Origin of the sequence: Oceanicola sp. S124, assembly GCF_000220565.1 — a bacterium.
Lineage (GTDB): Bacteria > Pseudomonadota > Alphaproteobacteria > Rhodobacterales > Rhodobacteraceae > Pseudooceanicola.
In genome coordinates this window covers 1-18,643 of sequence record NZ_AFPM01000032.1, presented here as the reverse complement: position 1 = coordinate 18,643, position 18,643 = coordinate 1, and the positions used below count along the sequence as shown (strand labels likewise).

14 protein-coding genes are annotated in these 18,643 nt (G+C 68.0%); 6 read left to right on the top strand and 8 right to left on the bottom strand.

Annotation, left to right across the window (positions count from 1 at the left end; translation table 11 throughout):
• The 4 genes from OS124_RS0102780 to OS124_RS0102765 form a co-directional block, all read left to right on the top strand.
• Positions 1 to 932, top strand: a 932-nt coding sequence (locus OS124_RS0102780; RefSeq protein WP_272941937.1) for an NAD(P)-dependent oxidoreductase, incomplete at its 5' end; no start/stop codon positions are given.
• 103 nt (positions 933 to 1,035) lie between these two features.
• The gene (locus OS124_RS0102775; RefSeq protein ID WP_010137795.1) at positions 1,036 to 2,016 is read left to right on the top strand and encodes a TRAP transporter substrate-binding protein; all 981 of its coding nucleotides are present in this window, start codon (positions 1,036 to 1,038) and stop codon (positions 2,014 to 2,016) included.
• A gap of 69 nt (positions 2,017 to 2,085) precedes the next feature.
• Positions 2,086 to 2,616, top strand: a complete 531-nt coding sequence (locus OS124_RS0102770) for a TRAP transporter small permease (RefSeq protein WP_010137794.1) — start codon at positions 2,086 to 2,088, stop codon at positions 2,614 to 2,616.
• Positions 2,609 to 3,892, top strand: coding sequence for a TRAP transporter large permease (locus tag OS124_RS0102765; RefSeq protein ID WP_010137793.1), 1,284 nt, complete (start codon positions 2,609 to 2,611; stop codon positions 3,890 to 3,892). Before OS124_RS0102770 ends, OS124_RS0102765 begins: the two co-directional genes overlap by 8 nt.
• A 66-nt stretch (positions 3,893 to 3,958) precedes the next feature.
• On the opposite strand, the gene OS124_RS0102760 is transcribed toward OS124_RS0102765, so the two are convergent.
• The 6 genes from OS124_RS0102760 to hemB form a co-directional block, all read right to left on the bottom strand.
• A complete protein-coding gene (locus OS124_RS0102760; protein WP_010137792.1) occupies positions 3,959 to 4,474 on the bottom strand; it encodes a hypothetical protein in 516 nt (171 codons plus the stop codon).
• A 13-nt stretch (positions 4,475 to 4,487) separates the two neighbouring features.
• A complete protein-coding gene (locus OS124_RS0102755; protein WP_010137791.1) occupies positions 4,488 to 5,330 on the bottom strand; it encodes a hypothetical protein in 843 nt (280 codons plus the stop codon).
• Positions 5,331 to 5,353: 23 nt separating this feature from the next.
• On the bottom strand, positions 5,354 to 7,375 hold the full coding sequence (locus OS124_RS0102750; RefSeq protein WP_010137790.1) for a VWA domain-containing protein: 2,022 nt from the start codon (positions 7,373 to 7,375) through the stop codon (positions 5,354 to 5,356).
• 161 nt (positions 7,376 to 7,536) lie between these two features.
• Positions 7,537 to 9,306: an alpha/beta hydrolase gene (locus tag OS124_RS0102745; RefSeq protein ID WP_010137788.1), complete on the bottom strand. Its 1,770-nt coding sequence runs from the start codon at positions 9,304 to 9,306 to the stop codon at positions 7,537 to 7,539.
• 179 nt (positions 9,307 to 9,485) lie between these two features.
• Positions 9,486 to 10,049, bottom strand: coding sequence for a YSC84-related protein (locus OS124_RS0102740; protein ID WP_010137787.1), 564 nt, complete (start codon positions 10,047 to 10,049; stop codon positions 9,486 to 9,488).
• Positions 10,050 to 10,233: 184 nt separating this feature from the next.
• Positions 10,234 to 11,235, bottom strand: coding sequence for a porphobilinogen synthase (gene hemB, locus OS124_RS0102735; RefSeq protein ID WP_010137786.1), 1,002 nt, complete (start codon positions 11,233 to 11,235; stop codon positions 10,234 to 10,236).
• Positions 11,236 to 11,419: 184 nt separating this feature from the next.
• Between hemB and OS124_RS0102730 the strand changes: the two genes are divergently transcribed.
• Both OS124_RS0102730 and mfd read left to right on the top strand, forming a co-directional pair.
• On the top strand, positions 11,420 to 11,938 hold the full coding sequence (locus tag OS124_RS0102730) for a hypothetical protein (protein WP_010137785.1): 519 nt from the start codon (positions 11,420 to 11,422) through the stop codon (positions 11,936 to 11,938).
• Positions 11,939 to 11,941: 3 nt separating this feature from the next.
• Positions 11,942 to 15,418 (top strand): transcription-repair coupling factor, encoded by a 3,477-nt coding sequence (gene mfd, locus OS124_RS0102725; RefSeq protein WP_010137784.1) that lies wholly within the window; start codon positions 11,942 to 11,944, stop codon positions 15,416 to 15,418.
• Between the two features lie 262 nt (positions 15,419 to 15,680).
• Here mfd and OS124_RS0102720 read toward each other — a convergent pair whose 3' ends face one another.
• Complete coding sequence (locus OS124_RS0102720; protein WP_010137783.1) at positions 15,681 to 16,556, bottom strand: bifunctional helix-turn-helix transcriptional regulator/GNAT family N-acetyltransferase; 876 nt, start codon at positions 16,554 to 16,556, stop codon at positions 15,681 to 15,683.
• A 327-nt stretch (positions 16,557 to 16,883) separates the two neighbouring features.
• Positions 16,884 to 18,584, bottom strand: coding sequence for a hypothetical protein (locus OS124_RS0102715; protein WP_010137782.1), 1,701 nt, complete (start codon positions 18,582 to 18,584; stop codon positions 16,884 to 16,886).
• Between the last annotated feature and the right edge of the window lie 59 nt (positions 18,585 to 18,643).

Below are 18,643 nucleotides of genomic sequence, written 5' to 3'. Positions count from 1 at the left end.
GCAAGGGCCGGGGCAGGGCGCCCGGACGCGCCGCACAGAGGAGAGACAACATGCATGTCGGTATCATCGGCGTCGGCCTCATGGGCCATGGCATCGCCCGCAACGTGCTGAAGAAGGGCGGCTTTGCCCTCAGCTTCCTGGATCACCCCGGCAACCAGCCGGTGGACGAGATCACCGGCCTGGGCGCCACGCCCTGCGCCACCCCGGCCGAGGTGGCGGCGGTGTCGGACGTGGTGATCCTCTGCGTCACCGGCTCGCCCCAGGTCGAGTCCATCGTGACCGGAGAGAACGGCCTGATCGGCGCGCTGAAGCCCGGCGCCGTGGTGGTCGACTGCTCGACCGCGCTGCCCGACTCGACCCTGCGCATGGGCGCGGCCGTCGCCGCTGCCGGTGGCCGCTACATCGATGCGCCTATGACCCGCACCGCGAAACACGCCCATGAGGGCACGCTGAACCTGCTGGTCGGCGGCGAAGCCGAGGTGCTGGAAACCGTCCGCCCGGTGCTGGCCTCCTTCACCGAGGCGGTGACCCATGTCGGACCGCTCAGCCACGGGCATCGCCTGAAGCTGCTGCACAACTACGTTTCTGTCGGCTTCATGACCCTTCTGGCCGAGGCGGCGGCGCAGTCGGCCGATGCCGGTGTCGATCCCGCGGTGCTGGTCGAGGTGCTGGCCACCGGCGGTGGTGCCAGCGTTGCGCTGGACCGCCTGGCGCCCTTCATCAAGGACGGCGACCGCGAGGGGCTGCCCTTCGCCGTGGCCAATGCCCAGAAGGATATCGACTATTACCGCGCCATGTCCGCCGAGGCGGGCGCGCAGCAGACCGTGGCCGATGGCGTCTCTGCCGCGCTGGCCGATGCGGTTGCCGCGGGCCACGGCCAGGCCTATGTGCCCGAGCTGGTCAGGCTGTTCGGAAAGTCCGCGAAGGATTGATAGCGAAAATTCCGCCCCGGAGACATAATCTGCGTGTCCGGGGCGGGTTGCTTCCCGAAAATTGCTTGTGTAGCTATGCGGCGGATCTAAGGGAGGATATTCCATGACCATCGTTACCCGTGGCCTTCTGGCCGCTGGCGCTCTTGCCGCCTTCAGCCTTCCGGCCGCTGCCCAGACCGAAGTCAAGATCGGCTACGCCCTGGCTGCCGACAGCCACTACGGCGTCGCGGCCCAGACCTTCGAGGATGTCGTGCTGGCCGAGACCGGCGACCAGTTCACCTTCACCCATTTCCCGTCCTCCGGCCTCGGTGGCGAACGTGAGGTGATCGAGGGCCTGCAACTGGGCACCATCGAGGCGACCATCGTCTCGTCCGGCACCCTGGCGAACTTCGTGCCGGAAACCGGCGTCTTCGACATTCCGTTCCTGTTCAGCGGTTTCGACCATGCCCGCGCCGTGCTCGACGGCCCGATCGGGCAGGACATCCTGGCCAAGTTCGACAACGTCGGCCTGCATGCGCTGGCCTGGGGCGAGCAGGGCTTCCGCCACATCACCAACAACCGCAACCCGATCCACACCCCCGCGGACGTGGAAGGCCTGAAGATCCGCACCATGGAGAACCCGGTTCACCTGGCGGCCTTCAACGCCATGGGCGCGGCGCCGACCCCGATGGCCTGGCCCGAGGTGATTTCCTCGCTGCAGCAGGGCGTGATCGACGGTCAGGAAAACCCGCTGTCGGTGATCGTCTCGGTCAAGCTGAACGAAGTGCAGAAGTACCTGACCCTGTCGGGTCACGTCTATTCGCCCGCCATGCTGCTGGTCTCCAAGCCCTTCTGGGAAGGTCTGGATGACGACCAGAAAGCCGCCTTCCAGAAGGCCGCCACCGAGGCCGCCGCAGCGATGCGCGGTTTCGTCGATGATGTCGAGACCAGCGGTGTCGCCACGCTGAAAGAGCGCGGCATGGAAGTGAACGAACTCTCGGCCGAGGAAAAGGCCGCCTTCCAGGCCTCGATCGAGTCCGCCTACGAGGGCTACTACGACACCTACGGCGAAGACCTGGTCAAATCCATCGTCTCGTTCGAGTGACGCGGACCGACCCAACCACAACAGACCATCGGCGCCCTGCGGGGCGCCGGTGACTTTCAGGGGGCTCCTTTGAAAAAGCTGGAACACTATTTCGTCGCGCTGAACGGCTGGGTGCTGATCGCGATGCTTGCCGCGATGACGCTGGTGGTCGGGGCGAATATCTCGCTGCGCTACCTGACCGGGCATTCGCTGCCCTGGGCCGACGAGGCCGCGCGCTACCTGATGATCTGGATGACCTTCACCGGGGCGGGGCTGATCCTGCGCTCGGGCGGGCATGTGGCGATCACCAACCTGCAGGACGCCCTGCCGAACCTCGGCCAGAAGCTGCTGCGCGCGGCCATCGTGCTGGCGCTGCTGCTGTTCTTCGGCTTCATGGTGCAGGTCGGGATGCAATACGCCCAGCGGATGCAGTACCAGGTGACCCCCGCGCTGCGGCTGCCCTTCCTCTACATCTACGCGGCGATGCCCGTGGGCTTCAGCCTGCTGATCGTCCACCTGCTGCTGATCGCCCATCCCTTCATCACCGCCGGCCACTACAAGCGCAGCGACGACCACGACGATGAAGAGATCACCTCTCTGCCCGGAGGCGCCAATGGCTGAGATCCTCTTCCCCGCGCTGTTCATCCTGCTCGCGCTCGGCCTGCCCGTCGCCTTCGCCATGGCGATCGCCGTCTTCGTGGCGCTCAGCTTCGGGTCGTCCTATCCGCACCTCGTGGTGGTGAAGGAGATGTTCGCCGGTCTCGACAGCTTCCCGCTGCTGGCCGTGCCCTTCTTCATCCTCGCAGCCGAGATCATGACCGGCGGCGCGGTCACCATGGCGCTGCTGCGCCTGGCGCAGTCGCTGGTCGGCCACCTGCGCGGCGGCCTCGGCCATGCCAATGTCGTCAGCTCGGCGATGTTCGCGGGCATCTCGGGCAGCGCCCTGGCCGATGCGGCCGGCCCCGGCTCGATGATGATCCGGATGATGGAAAAGGGCGGCTACGACCGCCCCTATGCCGGCGCCCTGACCATTGCCAGCGCCGTTGTCGGCCCGATCATTCCGCCTTCGATCACCATGATCATCTACGCCATGCAGGACCAGCAGGTCTCTGTCGGCTCGCTGTTCATGGCCGGTATCCTGCCGGGCTTCCTGATCACCCTGATGGTGCTGCTGGCCAATGCCTATGTCAGCAAGAAGCGCGGCTACGTCAGCGGAGAGGCCATGCCGCCGCTGGCCGAGATCGGCCGGATCTTCGTCTATGCCCTGCCGGCCCTGTCGCTGATCGTGCTGATCGTCGGCGGCATCCGCTTCGGCATCTTCACCCCGACCGAGGCCTCCGTCATCGCCGTCTTCTACGCGCTGATCGTCGGCATGTTCATCTACCGCTCGCTGAAGCTGCGTGACCTGCCAGGCATCCTGCTGCGGGCGGCCATGACCTCGGGCGCGGTGCTGCTGATCCTCGGGGCGGCACGGGCCTTCGCCTGGGTGCTGATCATCGAGGGCATCCCGCAGCTGCTGGCCGAGACGATCATCGCCTGGGACCTGTCGCCGGTGGTCTTCCTGCTGGCGGTCAACCTGCTGCTGCTGGTCTTCGGCCTGTTCATGGATCCGCTGCCGGGCGTGATGATCCTGGTGCCGATCCTCGCCCCGATTGCCCTGGCGCTTGGCATCGACCCGAACCACTTCGCGATCATCGTCATCGTCAACCTGACACTCGGCCTGACGACACCGCCCGTGGGCAGCCTGATCTTCGTGGTCTCCTCGACCGTGGGGCTGAAGCCGACGACCCTGATCCGCGAGATGCCGCCCTTCTTCCTGGCGCTGGCCGGGGCGCTGTTGCTGATCACCTTCGTGCCGGTCCTGTCGACCTGGATCCCCGCGGTCAGCGGGTTCTGAGGCCGGGCACATGGCACGGCAAGGGGCCGGAGGCTGATCGCCTCCGGCCCTTTGCGTTCTGCGTCTCTAGGGCTTCAGGCGCGACCAGGATTCCACCACGGCGCCGCCGTCGGCGCCATCGCTGTAGCGCACGGTGATGCGGTTCGACTTGGTGCCGTCATAGGACCATTCGGTGCCGGTCTCGCTTTCCTCAACTTCGAGGCCGCGCTCTGCGGGCAGGTAGCCGATCTGTTCGTCCAGGTCGGACTCGAGGCTGGCAAAGCCCTCGGCATCCAGGGCCGTGGCAGGGATGGTGACGCGGCAATAGACCTCTTCATCCGAGGCCGAGAGCTGCAGCGTGGTGCCGTTCGGGTGGTCGTGGAAGTCCATCCCGTCACGGTCTTCGTGCTCGGTCATGCCGGCGCCGTACTGAGCCATCATCCCGGCGGTCATCTTGCTGCGCAGGCCCAGCTCGTCCAGGATGCAGGCCGTGCCGAGGAAACTGACGTACTTGTCCCAGGTGTCGAGGGTCTGCTGGGCGCGCGCGGCCGGGGGCAGCAGCAGCGCCATGGCACATGCGGCGGCGAGGGAAGCTTTCATCATCTGGTTGTCCTTCTCAGTCAGCGGTGTGAAGAATGTCGAAGGTCATCATGACCTTGCAGTCCGCCAGGCCCAGGGCGGCAAGCTCTGCCACCCCCATCATGGCGCCGATCTGCAGGTCGACCCAGGCGTCGATCTCGGTCGGCGTGCGGATCTCGGTGCCGACCTTTGCGGCAACCTGCGACGGGCCCGAGGCGAGGTCGAAGAGGTCACCCTCGTAGCTGTCCGGCCCGGTCTGGCGCCAGGTGATGCGCTGACCCTCGCCATTGAGGAAGTTGAACTGTTCGGGGTCGAAACGGCCGTTCCAGGTGAACCGGTGCGTCTCGTTCTGGGTGTCCATCTGGCCGGTGGCGCGGAACATCGCCTCCATCTGCGCCGGGCAGTTGGCGAAGGTCTGCTCGCGCGATCGGACGCGCCAGAGGCCATCCCGGGGCACGATGCCGCCTGCCTCCTCCTCGCCTGACTCGGTCGGGAAGAGATCGATCACCATGTCGCGGCCGGTCTCGCCCGGCGCGAAGACGGTGATCGCCCCGGTTGCGGAACTGTCGTTCGGGCGGAAGACGAGCCGTGGCATCGGGCCGGCGCCGCCGTAGGCCTGGTTCACCGCCTCGGGCGACAGTGGCACGAACTGCGCCGCCTTTTGCCCGGGGATATAGACCAGCGAGACCTGGCCCGGCACCGCCGGCTGGCCGAAGAGCACTCCGGCTCCGGTTTCGCTGATCGCCGCCTCGCCCCGGGCGCAGCCCTCGCCGGGGGTGCAATAGAGCACCGGGGCCGGCGTTTCGGCCAGGGTAGCGGCGGGCCCCGTCACACTCAGTGCGAGGGCGAGCAGGATCGGGGTGCGGGTCTGTCTGGTCATGGCGGGGTGTCTCCTCGGGACGGTCATTCGATGGGCTTCAGGGTCTGGAGCAGGGTGGTCAGGCCGATCATGGCCGCGACCTCATCCGGGGTCAGGTTGCAGACCGGCCCGAGGGCAGAGGGCATGCAGAGCGCGCCCTCTGTCATGCCCTCGGGGGCGTTCAGCGACAGCCGGGCGCCGGTTGCCGTGTCGAAGATCGTCATCCGCACCGGCGCACCGGGCCCGTCGCGATAGGGAAGGTCGGTGGCCCAGCCGGGACGCAGGAAGAAGCTGATGCCGGTCTCGGTGTCCCGGATCTCGCAGCCGAGGGTCTCTTCGCAGAAATGGCCGAGGTCGTCGCCCGCGCCGTCTGCTGCCACAGCGCCCTGTGTGGCCGCGTCTGATCCTTCCGGCAGCTCGAGGGTCTCGGCAATCGCCGGTGTTTCCGGCGCCGGGGCCGCCTGGGACTGTGCGCCCGCGCCGGCCCCTTCTTCGTCGTGACCGGACGGAGCGCTGGCCACGGGGGCCTCTGCCGAGACGGTCAGGGGCTGGCGGTAGAGGATCGCCCGCTCGGTCGTTTCGGCACGGCCACTCTGGGCGTAGCCGCCGACGTAGCGGATCTCGTAGGTGCCCGGCGCATCGGGGGCGCTCAGCTGCATCTCACGCCCGTCCGCAGGGGCGGCGTAGCTGTAGGTGGTGTAGTCGTCGTAGCCATAAACACCCTCGGTGCCGGGGTCGACGACGTCGATCCGGTCATAAGGGCCACCGGGGCCGGACCAGGTCAGGGCAAACAGGCTGCCCGGCTGCACCGCGACGGGGGCATCGAAGCTGACCTGGGCCCTGGTCACCGAGATGGGGGCCTGGCTGAGCACGGCGCCGCCGTCAGATCCCTCGACGATGTAGCGCAACTCGTAGCTGCCGGGATCCAGCGGCACCTGGATCTGGACGGGGTTGCCCGCCGTGACCGCGACCGAGGTCAGCCAGGCGTCGATCGCCGCGGCCCCGGCGTGATAGAGCGCGATGTAGTCGCGCCCCCCCCCTGGGCCGCCCCAGTCCACCGCGACCGTCGCCCCCTGGCCCACAGAGGCGGGGGCGCGCAGGAACCGGTCGATCTCGACCACCGAGATGCTGCGCAGTGCCAGGCTGCGCTCGGTGGTGCCATTGCCGAGGGCCCGGCTTTCTTCGTCGGTCAGCGGCTGCACGTAGCGCAGCACGTAGTCGCCCAGTTCCGCGGGCATCGAGAGGGTGACGCGGTCGCTGCCGGAGTCAACGGGGCGGGTGTCGAAGGCATGGGTGCCCGCGCCGTCGAAGGGGGCCACGTCGATATAATCGCCCTGCCGCGCCGGCCCGGTCCAGAAGACCTCGACCTGGCTGGCCCGGCCCACGGTTTCCGGGGCCTGAAGCGAGGCGGCGGGAGGCGGGGGCAGGGCGGCGGCCTTCGGGGCGGGCACCGCCGAGATGGTCTGGTTCAGCGCATCGCGCAGTCCCGCCGCGTCCCCGGCCTCGATGTAGCGTCCGCCGGTCTCGCTTGCGAGGCAGGAGAGGGCCAGGCCCTCGTCCCGACCCAGGCCAAAGCCCACCACATGGGCGGTGAAGTCGACCCCCCCGGCCTCAAGCGTGCGGCCAAGCGCACAGGGATCGCCCTCACAGGTCTCGATACCGTCGGTGATCAGGATCACCGTCGCCGCCTCCTCGCTCGAGCGCAGGTCCAGGGCCGCCTGGCGCACGGCCTCGGTCAGCGGGGTCTTGCCCTGGAAGCGCATGGTATTGGCGGCGTCCAGCACGCTGGCGACCTGGCCCGGGGCGGGCGGCACCAGCAGCTCGATATCGGCGCAGTCGCCCTTGCGGCGATGGCCGTAGGCCAGCAGTCCGAGCTGGCGCTCGGCGGGGAAGGTGCCCAGCACCTCGGAGAGGGTCTGCCTGGCGATCTCGAGTTTCGGGCGGCCGTCGATCTGCCCCCACATCGAGGCCGACCCGTCCATGACGATGATCGTGTTCGCCTGCTGCGCCGGAGCCGCCTGCGCAAGGTTTGCCACCAGTGCGGCGATTGCCAGTTTCGCTTTCATCTCCCGTAGGTCTCCCTCCTTGGCATCGGCCTGGCGGCCCTGCCGGTTGCCTTGCGCCGGCTTTCTGCATGCGGATCCGTCAGGGGCGCGCCGGCAGGCGGACCCTAGGGGCGGTCATCGGGCGCGTCATACACCAGATGGTGTATTGCGCAGGGCCGGGCCTAGAATGCCCCGGCGGGGGCGGTCGCGGCGGCAATGATCCGGTCAAGGATCAGGTCGGTCTGCTGGTAGAAAATCAGCTCTCCCGCGCCGGGCACGGGGTCGACCCGGGCCAGGGGGCTGCGACTTTCGAGCCGGCGATAGGCGGTTTCGTCGAAGACGCCGTCTTCGGTCGGGGCCAGGAACCGCAGCGGCACGCGCAGGCGTTCGATCATCGGATCGACGGGCGCGCAGGCCAGTTGCAGGTCACGCACGAAGGCGGCATGGCCCTGCTTCAGCAGGTGCTCGCAGGCATTGCGGATCAAGGCGGCGACATCCGGATCCTGGCAGCTCTGCATATCCAGCGCCCGGCCCCGGTAGGCCCGGCTGAGATACCAGTCCACCCCGTGCTGGCGCATCATGCGGTGGCCGGACTTGGCCATCAGTTCGGCCAGCCAGGGGGCGGGGCCGGCCAGCCGCATCATGGTCCGCTGCACCGGCTGCAACCTGTGGATGCCGCTGCGGTCCAGCACGCCGGTATAGCCGATGGCGATCAGGGCGCGGAAACGCTCGGGGCGGGCGTCCTGCTCGGCCAGCAGCGGGACAAAGCCGTTGGACATGCCGACCCCGACGCAGGGGCGGTCGATCTGGCGGTCGAGGAACAGCCGCAGCGCCGTCAGGTTGTCCGCCAGGACCTCCTGGTCCTGATGCAGGCTGCTGTTGCCGTAACCGGGGCGCGAGAGGGCGTAAAGCTTGATGCCCGCCGCCTTCAGCCGGGCCTCGCCCTCGCCGGGCAGCAGGTAGGTCATCGGGAAGCCGCGCAGGGCGACGACCGGCAGGCCCGCCTCGTCGCCCATCCAGGTGAAGGCCACGACGCGCCCGTCCGGGCCGGTGATCTGCTGTTCGCGGCCCAGCGGATCCTGCCAGACCGGGGTTTCGCCGCGCCGTCCCAGCAACTCGCGGCTGGCGACCATGAAGAGCAGCCGCATCAGGTCGATGTTCGAGGGCGCGCCGGTCTTGGCCTGGATCGCCTTGATCTGGGTGCGCGTGGTGAAGACCGACACGCCGCGCTCGTGGCTGATGCGGTCGATGTCGCGCAGCTGGAAGAACAGCCGCGCCACCTCGGCTTCCGCTCCGGAGAGGCCGAAGGCTTGCTGAAGCCGCGTCGCGACGGTGTCGCTCCAGGCCACTTCGAGCGAGCGGATGACGATGAAATCGCCGGTCTGGCCCGGCAGGTGCAGCGTGTAGCCCTCGGCCAGGAAGGGGCGGGCATAGCCATGGGTCCCGGCGGGATAGACTGTCAGGATGGCCTGGGCGGCATTGCCACGTCCGTTGGCCGCCTGCCGCAACTGCTTGTAATCCTGAAGCGATTCAGGGCCCAGAACGGATTGGTCGAAAAAGGTCCCCTGTTGCACGCCAAAGGCCCGCCCGCCCTCGACATTCGAGGCCGCCACCCGTCCTTCGGGCGAGAGCACGATGGCGGGACCGGGCACCGCCGCCATCTCGCGCTTCAGCGGGTCGTTCTCGGCCGGGATCTCGAGGGTTTCCAGGGTGTGTCGGGCCAGGGCGAGCTGCGACAGGAGTTGCCGCGAGATGCGGGGCTGCGGATCGCGGCGCGCATCGGCCTGGTCCAGCTTGTCGCACCAGTTGTCGATCATCGCCTCGAAGGCGGTTTCATCGACGATCGAGCGGTAGGTGTTGGCGACGATGTCCATGTCGATGGGGTCGCTCTGATCCGGCGCCTCGGCACTTGACCAGGCACGGGTCGAGAAAAGGAACTTCTGATCCGCCAAGGAGGCGTTTCGGGACTGATGACTCATATGCGCAAAGAAATTGAATAAACTCCGGTCATTTTCCCCGGAAAGCGCAATAAGGCAACATAAAGCGACAGCCCCGGTGCGAAGGACATCAGGGGGCGAAATGCGAAACGGGCGCCCGGGGGCGCCCGCTGGTCAACCGGATGGTGTCGCGATCAGGGGATGATGCGCGAGTACTTCATGCCCTCGATGGTTGCGCCTACGCGCAGACCGGCATGGGCGAAGATCACCGCGACCACGGGCGCGAGCGAGGTGGTGGTCTCGGCGCGGATGGTCTCGCCCTGGTTGGCGAAGACGATGTCCGCATCGGCCCCGGCGGCCCAGCCGTCGTTGTAGCGGAAGTCCTGCAGCGCGGCCTCGGTCATGAAGAACAGGACGTGGGCATATTGCTGGGCGCCGATCTGGATCCCTATGTTGGCGCGGGTGGCCGAGTAGTATTCCACCGTCGCGCCACCGACGCGCAGGGCGCCGCGGCCATAGCCGCCGCCGATGCCCAGACCGGCCTCGGTCAGTAGCGGCATGACCAGCATGCCGGCGCTCTTCTGCGCCAGGTCGCGGGTCTGCGGGAACTGGGAATACATCTGCGCCAGGGTGGCATCGACGCGGGCGTCGATCTTGGCGCCGCCGTTGTTGTTGTAGCCGTTGCCCGAACAGGCGCTGAGCGCCGGCACGGCGGCCAGCGCGGAAAGAGTGAACGCACGTCGCGTGAATTGGGTCATGTCTCTGCCCTCTTGCCCGGTCCCGCGGCCTTTGGCCTGCTCTGGACCCTGAATGCTGCCTCTGCCGGTATCCCGGCTTGTTATGACACCATTCATAGCGGTCCGGGCCGGGACTGTCACCAACAGTTGATTGCCCGCCCCCCTAAAAGGGCGGGTTTCCACTCAGCCGCCGTCCCGCAGGGGCTCAGGCGCCCTGGGCGAGGCGGGCGAAGGCGGGGGCGAAGTAGGTCAGCACCCCGTCGCAACCGGCGCGCTTGAAGGCCAGCAGGCTTTCGACCATGGCGCGCTCTTCGTCGATCCAGCCGTTCTGCGCGGCGGCCATGATCATCGCGTATTCGCCCGAGACCTGGTAGGCGAAGGTCGGCACGCCGAACTGGTCCTTCACCCGGCGGCAGATATCCAGGTAGGGCATGCCGGGCTTGACCATCACCATGTCGGCCCCTTCGGACAGGTCTCGGGCGACCAGCCGCAGCGCCTCGTCCGAGTTGCCGGGGTTCATCTGGTAGGTCTTCTTGTCGCCCTTCAGCGCCCCCGAGGCGCCGACCGCGTCGCGGAAGGGGCCGTAGAAGGCGCTGGCATACTTGGCGGCATAGGACATGATCATCACCCGGCTGTGCCCGCCGGCCTCGAGCGCGTCGCGGATCGCGCCGATGCGGTGATCCATCATGTCCGAGGGGCCGATGATGTCGGCGCCCGCCTCGGCCTGGCTCAGCGCCTGCTTCACCAACGCCTCGACGGTCTCGTCGTTGACCACTTCGCCATCCACCACATAGCCGTCCTGGCCGGTGTCCGAGTAGGGATCCAGCGCCACGTCGGTCATCACCAGCATGCCGGGGCAGGCGGCCTTGATCGCCCGGGTGGCGCGGTTGGACAGGTTGTCGGGGTTCCAGGCCTCTGCGGCATCGGCGGTGCGGCCCTCGGCGGGCGTGTAGGGAAAGAGGCAGACGGCGGGAATGCCCAGCCCCTCGGCCTCGCGCACCGCCTCGACCAGCCGGTCGACCGAGCGGCGGACCACGCCGGGCATCGAGGGCACCGGCTGCTCGACGCCCTCGCCCTCGCAGATGAACACCGGCCAGATCAGGTCCTTCACCGTCATGCGGTTTTCCTGCACCAGGTCGCGGATCGCGGCGGACTGGCGGGTGCGGCGCAGGCGGGTCGCGGGGAAGGGGGGCAGGATCGGGTGCATGGTCGGGCTCCATTGGCTGTTGCCTCAGGGGTGCCACGGATTGCCGGGCGGCCTCAAGGGCTTCCGCGGTGCCTGCGGCAATGGGGCCGGGCCATTCGGGGGGGTGGGCAAGGGGCCGCCAGCCGTCTATATCGGGCAGGGAGCGACACTGCCGAGCAGAAAGGACAAGTGCCCCGTGAGCGGGATGGCCACGATATTCGAACTGATCGACCTGCGCTCCTTCTCCAACCTCTGGTTCTGGATTGCGCTCGCCGTGGTCTGGTCCTCGGCCAGTCACTGGGTGCTGGGCGTGCCCTTCGACCTGGTGATCCGGGCGCATCGCAAGGGGGGCCAGATCGAGGCGGACCTGCGCGACCTGATCCGCATCAACGTCAATCGCATGCTCTTCATCGCCGACAATGCCGGCGTGATCGTGGTCGGCGTGCTCAGCTTCCTGCTGACGGTGCTGGGCATCCTCGGCTTCTACTACTGGGTCGAGTTCTGCCAGGCCCTGTTCCTCATCGCCCTGCCGCTCAGCGTGGTCTGGCTGCTGTCGGTGCGCACCGCGCGCCGGATCTCGCAGCAGGCGCTGACGGTCGAGGCGCTCTATTCTCGTATCCGCGGCCTGCGCCTGGCGATCCAGGCGATTGGCATGATGGCGGTGCTGGTGACCTCCTTCTGGGGGATGTATGTCAACGCCTCTCTGGGCGTACTGGGGGGCTGAACCATGGCCGGACCGAACCATTTCACCCTGGGCGGCGCGCCCGAGGGTTTCGATGCCGCGCTGCTGATCCGCGAGGTCGAGACGCGGGGCGTGCCGCTGGTGCATGTGGCGCGCGACGACAAGCGCATGGCCGCGATGGCCGATGCGCTGCGCTTCTTCGCGCCGCAGATGCCGGTGCTGACCTTGCCGGGCTGGGATTGCCTGCCCTTCGACCGGGTGTCGCCCAATGCCGATATCTCGGCCACGCGGATGGCGACGCTTGCGGGGCTGGTGCACGGCATGCCGGGGCAGTTCATCCTGCTGACCACGCTGAACGCCGCCACCCAGCGGATTCCGGCGCGCGAGGTACTGAAGGACGCTGCCTTCCAGGCCCGCGTCGGGGATCGCATCGACGAGGCCGCGCTGCGCAACTTCCTCGTCCGCATGGGCTTTTCCCAGACGCAATCGGTGGCCGAGCCGGGGGATTACGCGGTGCGCGGCGGCATCATCGACATCTTCCCGCCCGGTCCCTCGGGGCCTGTCCGGCTGGATCTCTTCGGCGATGTGCTGGACGGGGCGCGTGGCTTCGATGCCGGCACGCAGCGCACCACCGACAGGCTCGACATGGTCGAGCTGGCGCCGGTCAGCGAAGTGATCCTGGACGAACCCGCCATCACCCGCTTCCGCCAGAACTACCGCATCGAGTTCGGCGCCGCCGGTACCGATGATCCGCTCTACGAGGCGGTCAGCGCCGGGCGCAAGCAGCAGGGGATGGAGCACTGGCTGCCCTTCTTCCACGAGCGGCTCGAGACCCTCTTCGACTACCTGCCCCAGGCGACGATCTCGCTGGACGACCAGACCACCCCCGCGCGCCTGGCCCGCTGGGAAACCATCGCCGACCAGTACGAGACCCGCCGCATCGCCATGGCCGACCGGGGCCGGATGGACTCGGTCTACAAGCCCGTGCCGCCGGGGCTGCTCTATCTCGACGATGCCGCCTGGGAGGCGCAGATCGCCGCCCGCCGGGTGCTGCAGCTCTCGCCGCTGGCGCAGTCGCCGGGGCCGGGCGTGCTGGATGCGGGCGGGCGGATCGGGCGCAATTTCTCGCCCGAGCGTCAGCTTGAAAACGTGAGCCTTTTCAAGACGCTGTCCCATCACATCAAGGCAAGGCTGCAACAGGGGCCGGTGGTTGTCGCCTCCTACTCCGAAGGCGCGCGCGAGCGGCTCGAGGGGCTGATCTCGGATGAGGGCATCGTCGAGGCGATCCATGTCAGGGATGCGGCGCGGATCGGCAAGTCGGGGCTGCACTTGGCGGTCTGGCCGCTGGAACACGGCTTCGAGGGGCGCTGGCACGACCGGCCGTTGACGGTGATCTCGGAGCAGGACGTGCTGGGCGACCGGCTGATCCGCTCGGCGCGCAAGAAGCGGCGGGCCGAGAACTTCCTGACCGAGGCGCAAAGCCTCAGCCCGGGCGACCTCGTGGTCCATGTCGATCACGGCATCGGGCGCTATCACGGGCTGGAGGTGATCACCGCCGCCGGGGCCGCGCACGAATGCCTGCTGCTGGAATATGCCGAGAACGCCCGGCTTTACCTGCCGGTCGAGAACATCGAGCTGCTGTCGCGCTACGGGCATGAGGAAGGCCTTCTCGACAAGCTGGGCGGCGGCGCCTGGCAGGCCAAGAAGGCCAAGCTGAAGGAACGCATCCGCGAGATGGCCGACCGGCTGATCCGCGTGGCCGCCGAACGCGCCCTGCGCCGCGCGCCCATGCTGGAGCCGCCCGCGGCCGAGTGGAACGGCTTCCTCGCCCGTTTCCCCTACCAGGAGACTGACGACCAGCTGGGCGCCATCGAGGATGTGCTGTCTGACATGGCCTCGGGGCATCCGATGGACCGGCTGGTCTGCGGCGACGTGGGCTTCGGCAAGACCGAGGTCGCCCTGCGCGCGGCCTTTGCCGCCGCCATGTCCGGCGTCCAGGTGGCGGTGATCGCGCCGACCACGCTGCTGGCCCGCCAGCACTATCAGGGCTTCGCTGAACGCTTCCGTGGTTTTCCCATTCAGGTCAGCCCCTTGTCGCGCTTTGTTAATGCGTCGGACGCAACCCGCACCCGCAATGGCATCGCCGATGGCACCGTCGATATCGCCGTCGGCACCCATGCGCTGCTGGCCAAGAACATCCGCTTCAGGAATCTCGGCCTGCTGATCGTCGACGAGGAGCAGCGCTTTGGCGTCGCCCACAAGGAGCGGCTGAAGCAGATGCGCACCGATGTCCATGTGCTGACCCTGACCGCAACGCCGATCCCGCGTACCCTGCAGCTGAGCCTCTCGGGGGTGCGCGACCTGTCGATCATCGGCACCCCGCCCATCGACCGCCTGGCGATCCGCACCTATGTCAGCGAGTTCGACGCCGTGACCATCCGCGAGGCGCTGCTGCGCGAGCACTACCGGGGCGGCCAGAGCTTCTTCGTCGTGCCCCGGGTCAGCGACCTGGCCGAGATCGAGGACTTCCTGAAGACGCAGGTGCCCGAGGTCAGCTATGTCACCGCCCATGGCGGCATGGCGGCGGGCGATCTCGACAAGCGGATGAACGCCTTCTACGACGGCAAGTTCGACGTCCTGCTGGCCACGACCATCGTGGAAAGCGGCCTGGACATCCCGCGTGCCAATACGATGGTGGTGCATCGCGCCGACATGTTCGGCCTGGCGCAGCTCTACCAGATCCGGGGCCGGGTGGGCCGGGCCAAGACCCGCGCCTATGCCTACCTGACCACCAAGCCGCGCATGAAGCTGACCGACACGGCGCAAAAGCGGCTGCGGGTGCTGGGATCCCTCGACACGCTCGGCGCGGGCTTCACCCTGGCCTCGCAGGATCTGGACATTCGCGGCGCCGGCAACCTGCTGGGCGAAGAGCAGTCGGGCAACATGCGCGACGTGGGCTACGAGCTTTACCAGACCATGCTGGAGGAGGCGATCGCCAAGATCCGCTCGGGCGAGGCAGAGGGCCTGACCGACGACAACGAGCAATGGGCCCCGCAGATCAACCTCGGCGTGCCGGTGCTGATCCCCGAGGATTACGTGCCCGATCTCGACCTGCGCCTCGGCCTCTATCGTCGCCTCTCGGGCCTGACGAAGAAGGTCGAGCTGGAGGGCTTCGCCGCCGAGCTGATCGACCGTTTCGGCAAGCTGCCGAAAGAGGTGAACACCCTGCTGCTGGTCGTCCGCATCAAGGCGATGTGCAAGCGCGCCGGGATCGCCAAGCTGGACGGCGGGCCGAAGGGGGCGACGATCCAGTTCCACAACGACAAGTTCGCCTCGCCCGAGGGTCTGGTGGAATTCATCAAGGACCAGCGTGGCCTGGCCAAGGTGAAGGACAACAAGATCGTGGTGCGCCGCGACTGGAAGACCGAGACCGACCGCATCAAGGGCGCCTTCGCCATCGCCCGAGATCTGGCCGAGAAGGTGGTCGAGGTCGAGAAGAAGAAAGCCGCCGCGAAGGGCTGACGAGGCCGGGGCCGGCGGGCATCGGTTCCGTCGGCCTCGCCCTTCGGGTGTCGGGGCTGGTTTCTGCCAGGCGTCAGGTTTTTGGCTTATTATCAGGGGTCTACGTTGCGTCCTTAATGCGATCCTTCCGCGTCGCGGCTATCGCGCAGACGTTCAGCGACACGGGCTGATACGGCGCGCTTGCCGATCTGAAGGGCGCGACCTGCCGTCTGCATGGCGCGGGTGCTCCACGCGGCCAGCCAGTCGGGCCCTTGCGGATGTCCTACAGGCTTTTCTCAAAGAAATGATCGGGATAGGGGTCGTCGTTGAAGCGATCAGTCTCGTGCCAGCCGCTGTTGCGATAGAGCGCCACGGCCTCAGGCAGCGCCGAGTTGGTATCGAGCCGCAGGGTGGTAATTCCGAGTGCGCGGGCGCGGTCCTCGACCTGCTCCATCAGGCGTCGTGACAGGCCAAGGCCCCGGGCCGAGGGGGCGATCCACAGCCGCTTGATCTCGGCCACCGGTTTGCCCTGGCCCTTCAGGCCGACGCAGCCGATGGGAAGGCCGTCCGACATCGCCAGCAGGAAGCTGCCGCGGGGGGGAAGCATGTCCGTTGCCTCGGGATCGCGCGAGAGCGAAACATCGAAGCCGGTCTTCAGCCGCTTGCCGAGTTCGGCGTAGTATTCGCCAAGGCAATACCGCGCGGGATCGCTGCGGGGATCTACCTCTTCGAAGGTGATGCGGTCGCGCCCGAGGGCCGAGGCGACAAGATCCATGGCCGCCAGCAGGGCCTCGGGACGGGGATGGCGGGCCAGCGCCTCGGTGGCGCGCTGGTTCGAGATCTCTTCGTAGGCGCGGAACTCGGCCGCGCCGGCCTCGGTCAGGCTGGCAATGCGGGCGCGGGCATCCTGGGGATCGGGGGCCGTGGTGATCAGCCCCTCGGCCTCGAGGCTGCGCAGCAAGCGGCTGAGCAGCCCGGAATCGAGGCCCAGGTAATCACGGATTGCCGAGACCTCGCCGCGGCCATGGCCGATGGCGTTCAGCACCCGGGCGGTGCCCAGGGGGCGGCCCCGGCCGAGGAAGGAATGGTCCAGTGCGCCCACCTCCGAGGTGACGGCGCGGCTGAAACGGCGGTAGCGGGATACGGGATCGATGCTCATGGTGGCTGACTTAAGTCAGCTTTCCGTCGGTGGTCAAGGGGTGTCGGACATCAGTCAGGTAATTCGGCGGCGGGCCGAAGGTGGGTTGTCACCCACCCTACGCTGTCTCCCCCCCTCCGCGCTGACAGGCGGCGCCTTGCGCGGGCGGAGGGAACTGGCCGTTTGCGAACAATCATGACCGTATGAGGGGAAAATTCACCGCATGTCTTTCCCTTTGTCGATACCTTCGCGTATGGGTTGCGCGCGCCCTGGCGGGCAGGACTACCCGCTGGCGTAGGGTGGGTGGCAACCCACGGTCCGGACTCAGCCCTGGCGTTGCGCCGTGCCTCAGCAGCCGCCCTGCCGCGCCGCCATGGCGGCCTGAGCGCAGAAACACGAGGCGCCGATCCCGGCGTCCGCCCGGGCCAGCGCAAGCGCCAGCCGCTGGCGAAGCTGGGGCAGTTCGGCGCTGTCCCCCCGTGCTTCGAGGCAATCCACCAGCCCCTTCAGCGACCAGACGTTGTCAGGGTGGTGGCTGGCCCGCGACAGCCCGGACGTCAGCCCGAGGTCCTGGCGATAGACCGTTTCGGCTTCCGCCACCTGTCCCTGTTCGAACAGCAGCGCGCCGAGCGCATGGCGGGCGGGCTGCATCCAGCCCCATGGCTCGTCATAGGGCAGCGCATCGTCCAGCGCGACGGAGCGGCGCAGCGCGGCAAAGGCTGCTTCGAAAGCGCCTTCGCGGTAAAGGATCTCTCCGCGCAGCATCTCGCTGGCCACGGCCAGCAGGTCGACCACGCGGTTGTTGTGCATCAGCCGTGTCTCCGGCACGGCGGCGACGGCGGCGAGATAGCGTTGCTCCATCGCCAGGGCCTCCGGCACCTCGCCGAGGGCGGCATGGGCCAGCGCCTTGCCATAGAGCGTGAAGGCCATGCGGCAGGCATGAAGTGCCGGATCCTCGGGCAGGGCTAGCGCCAGCAACTCGTGCCAGCGGCCGAAGCGGATCAGCAGATGCGGCTCCATCGCCAGGAAGCTCTCGAAGAAATCGGCCATGGGCGGGCTTTCGATGCGCAGCATCTCTTCGGGCGTGGTCTCGGCAAGCTGGCGCAGCGCGGCGCGCCCCGGGGCGATCTGCCCGAGGAACAGCGCTCCATAGAGCACGAAATGCAGGTTGTGCTGGCGGTAGCCGGTGTAGAAATCCATGCCGCCGGAGTGGGCATACCACTTCATGTCGGCCTCGACGGCGCGCTGGTTCCAGAAGACGGCATCCTGGTAGGCACCGCAGAGCACGTCGATATGGGTGGGCATATGGACGAGGTGCCCGGCGTCGGGCACCAGCTGGCGCAGCGCATCGGCCGAGCGCAGGGCGGCCTCGGGGGTGGGGGACATCTCCATCAGGTGGATATGCAGGTGCAGAAGGCCCGGGTGCGCCATGGCGCCGGGCCGGGCCAGGGCGGTCTCGAGCACCCTGCGGCATTCCTCGGTCGCCGCCCCCGGGGCGGGCTGGCCCGAGGCAAGATCCCACATCTGCCAGGGGGTGAGGTTCAAGAGCGCCTCGGCGAAGACGCAGGCGATATCGAGGTCGCCCGGCTGTGCTGCATGGGCTGTGCGCATGGCCTCGGCAAAGGCGCGATCCCAGGCGGCCATGTCCTGCGCGATCATGTCCTGCCCACTCAAGTCCTGCGGGGGCTCGGCTTGCGGATAGCGTGCGGGAAGGGCGCGGATCAGCGCCGCCTCGGTGGCGGTGACCTGCTCGGCCAGCGCCAGGGCGGCCTCGGTCGCAGCGCGGGCCGTGGCGAGACCGCGCGCGCGGCTCGGCATGTCCATCAGCCGCCAGGGGTAGTTGTAGTTCGGCCCCGAGGCATAGGCCACGCCCCAATGGGCCATGGCGCAGTCGGGATCGGCCTCGAGCGCCCGCTGGAAGCAGCGCACGGCCTCTTCATGGTGATAGCCATGGGTCCAGGCGAGGCCCCGGTCGAACCAGGTCTGCGCCTCAGGCGCGCGGGTGGTGACGGGCAGGGAATAGCTGCCGAGATCGAAGGGATAGGTCATGGGAGGCTCCGCTGGTTGGCCGCAGGATGGCCGGTTGGCGGGGCGAGGGGAAGGGGGCT

Excerpts from the sequence above, each read along its gene's own strand:
- OS124_RS0102775 (WP_010137795.1), top strand. The coding sequence starts at position 1,036 with ATGACCATCGTTACCCGTGGCCTTCTGGCCGCTGGCGCTCTTGCCGCC.
- OS124_RS0102765 (WP_010137793.1), top strand. The coding sequence starts at position 2,609 with ATGGCTGAGATCCTCTTCCCCGCGCTGTTCATCCTGCTCGCGCTCGGC.
- OS124_RS0102760 (WP_010137792.1), bottom strand. The coding sequence starts at position 4,474 with ATGATGAAAGCTTCCCTCGCCGCCGCATGTGCCATGGCGCTGCTGCTG.
- OS124_RS0102755 (WP_010137791.1), bottom strand. The coding sequence starts at position 5,330 with ATGACCAGACAGACCCGCACCCCGATCCTGCTCGCCCTCGCACTGAGT.
- OS124_RS0102750 (WP_010137790.1), bottom strand. The coding sequence starts at position 7,375 with ATGAAAGCGAAACTGGCAATCGCCGCACTGGTGGCAAACCTTGCGCAG.
- OS124_RS0102740 (WP_010137787.1), bottom strand. The coding sequence starts at position 10,049 with ATGACCCAATTCACGCGACGTGCGTTCACTCTTTCCGCGCTGGCCGCC.
- hemB (WP_010137786.1), bottom strand. The coding sequence starts at position 11,235 with ATGCACCCGATCCTGCCCCCCTTCCCCGCGACCCGCCTGCGCCGCACC.
- OS124_RS0102730 (WP_010137785.1), top strand. The coding sequence starts at position 11,420 with ATGGCCACGATATTCGAACTGATCGACCTGCGCTCCTTCTCCAACCTC.
- mfd (WP_010137784.1), top strand. The coding sequence starts at position 11,942 with ATGGCCGGACCGAACCATTTCACCCTGGGCGGCGCGCCCGAGGGTTTC.
- OS124_RS0102720 (WP_010137783.1), bottom strand. The coding sequence starts at position 16,556 with ATGAGCATCGATCCCGTATCCCGCTACCGCCGTTTCAGCCGCGCCGTC.
- OS124_RS0102715 (WP_010137782.1), bottom strand. The coding sequence starts at position 18,584 with ATGACCTATCCCTTCGATCTCGGCAGCTATTCCCTGCCCGTCACCACC.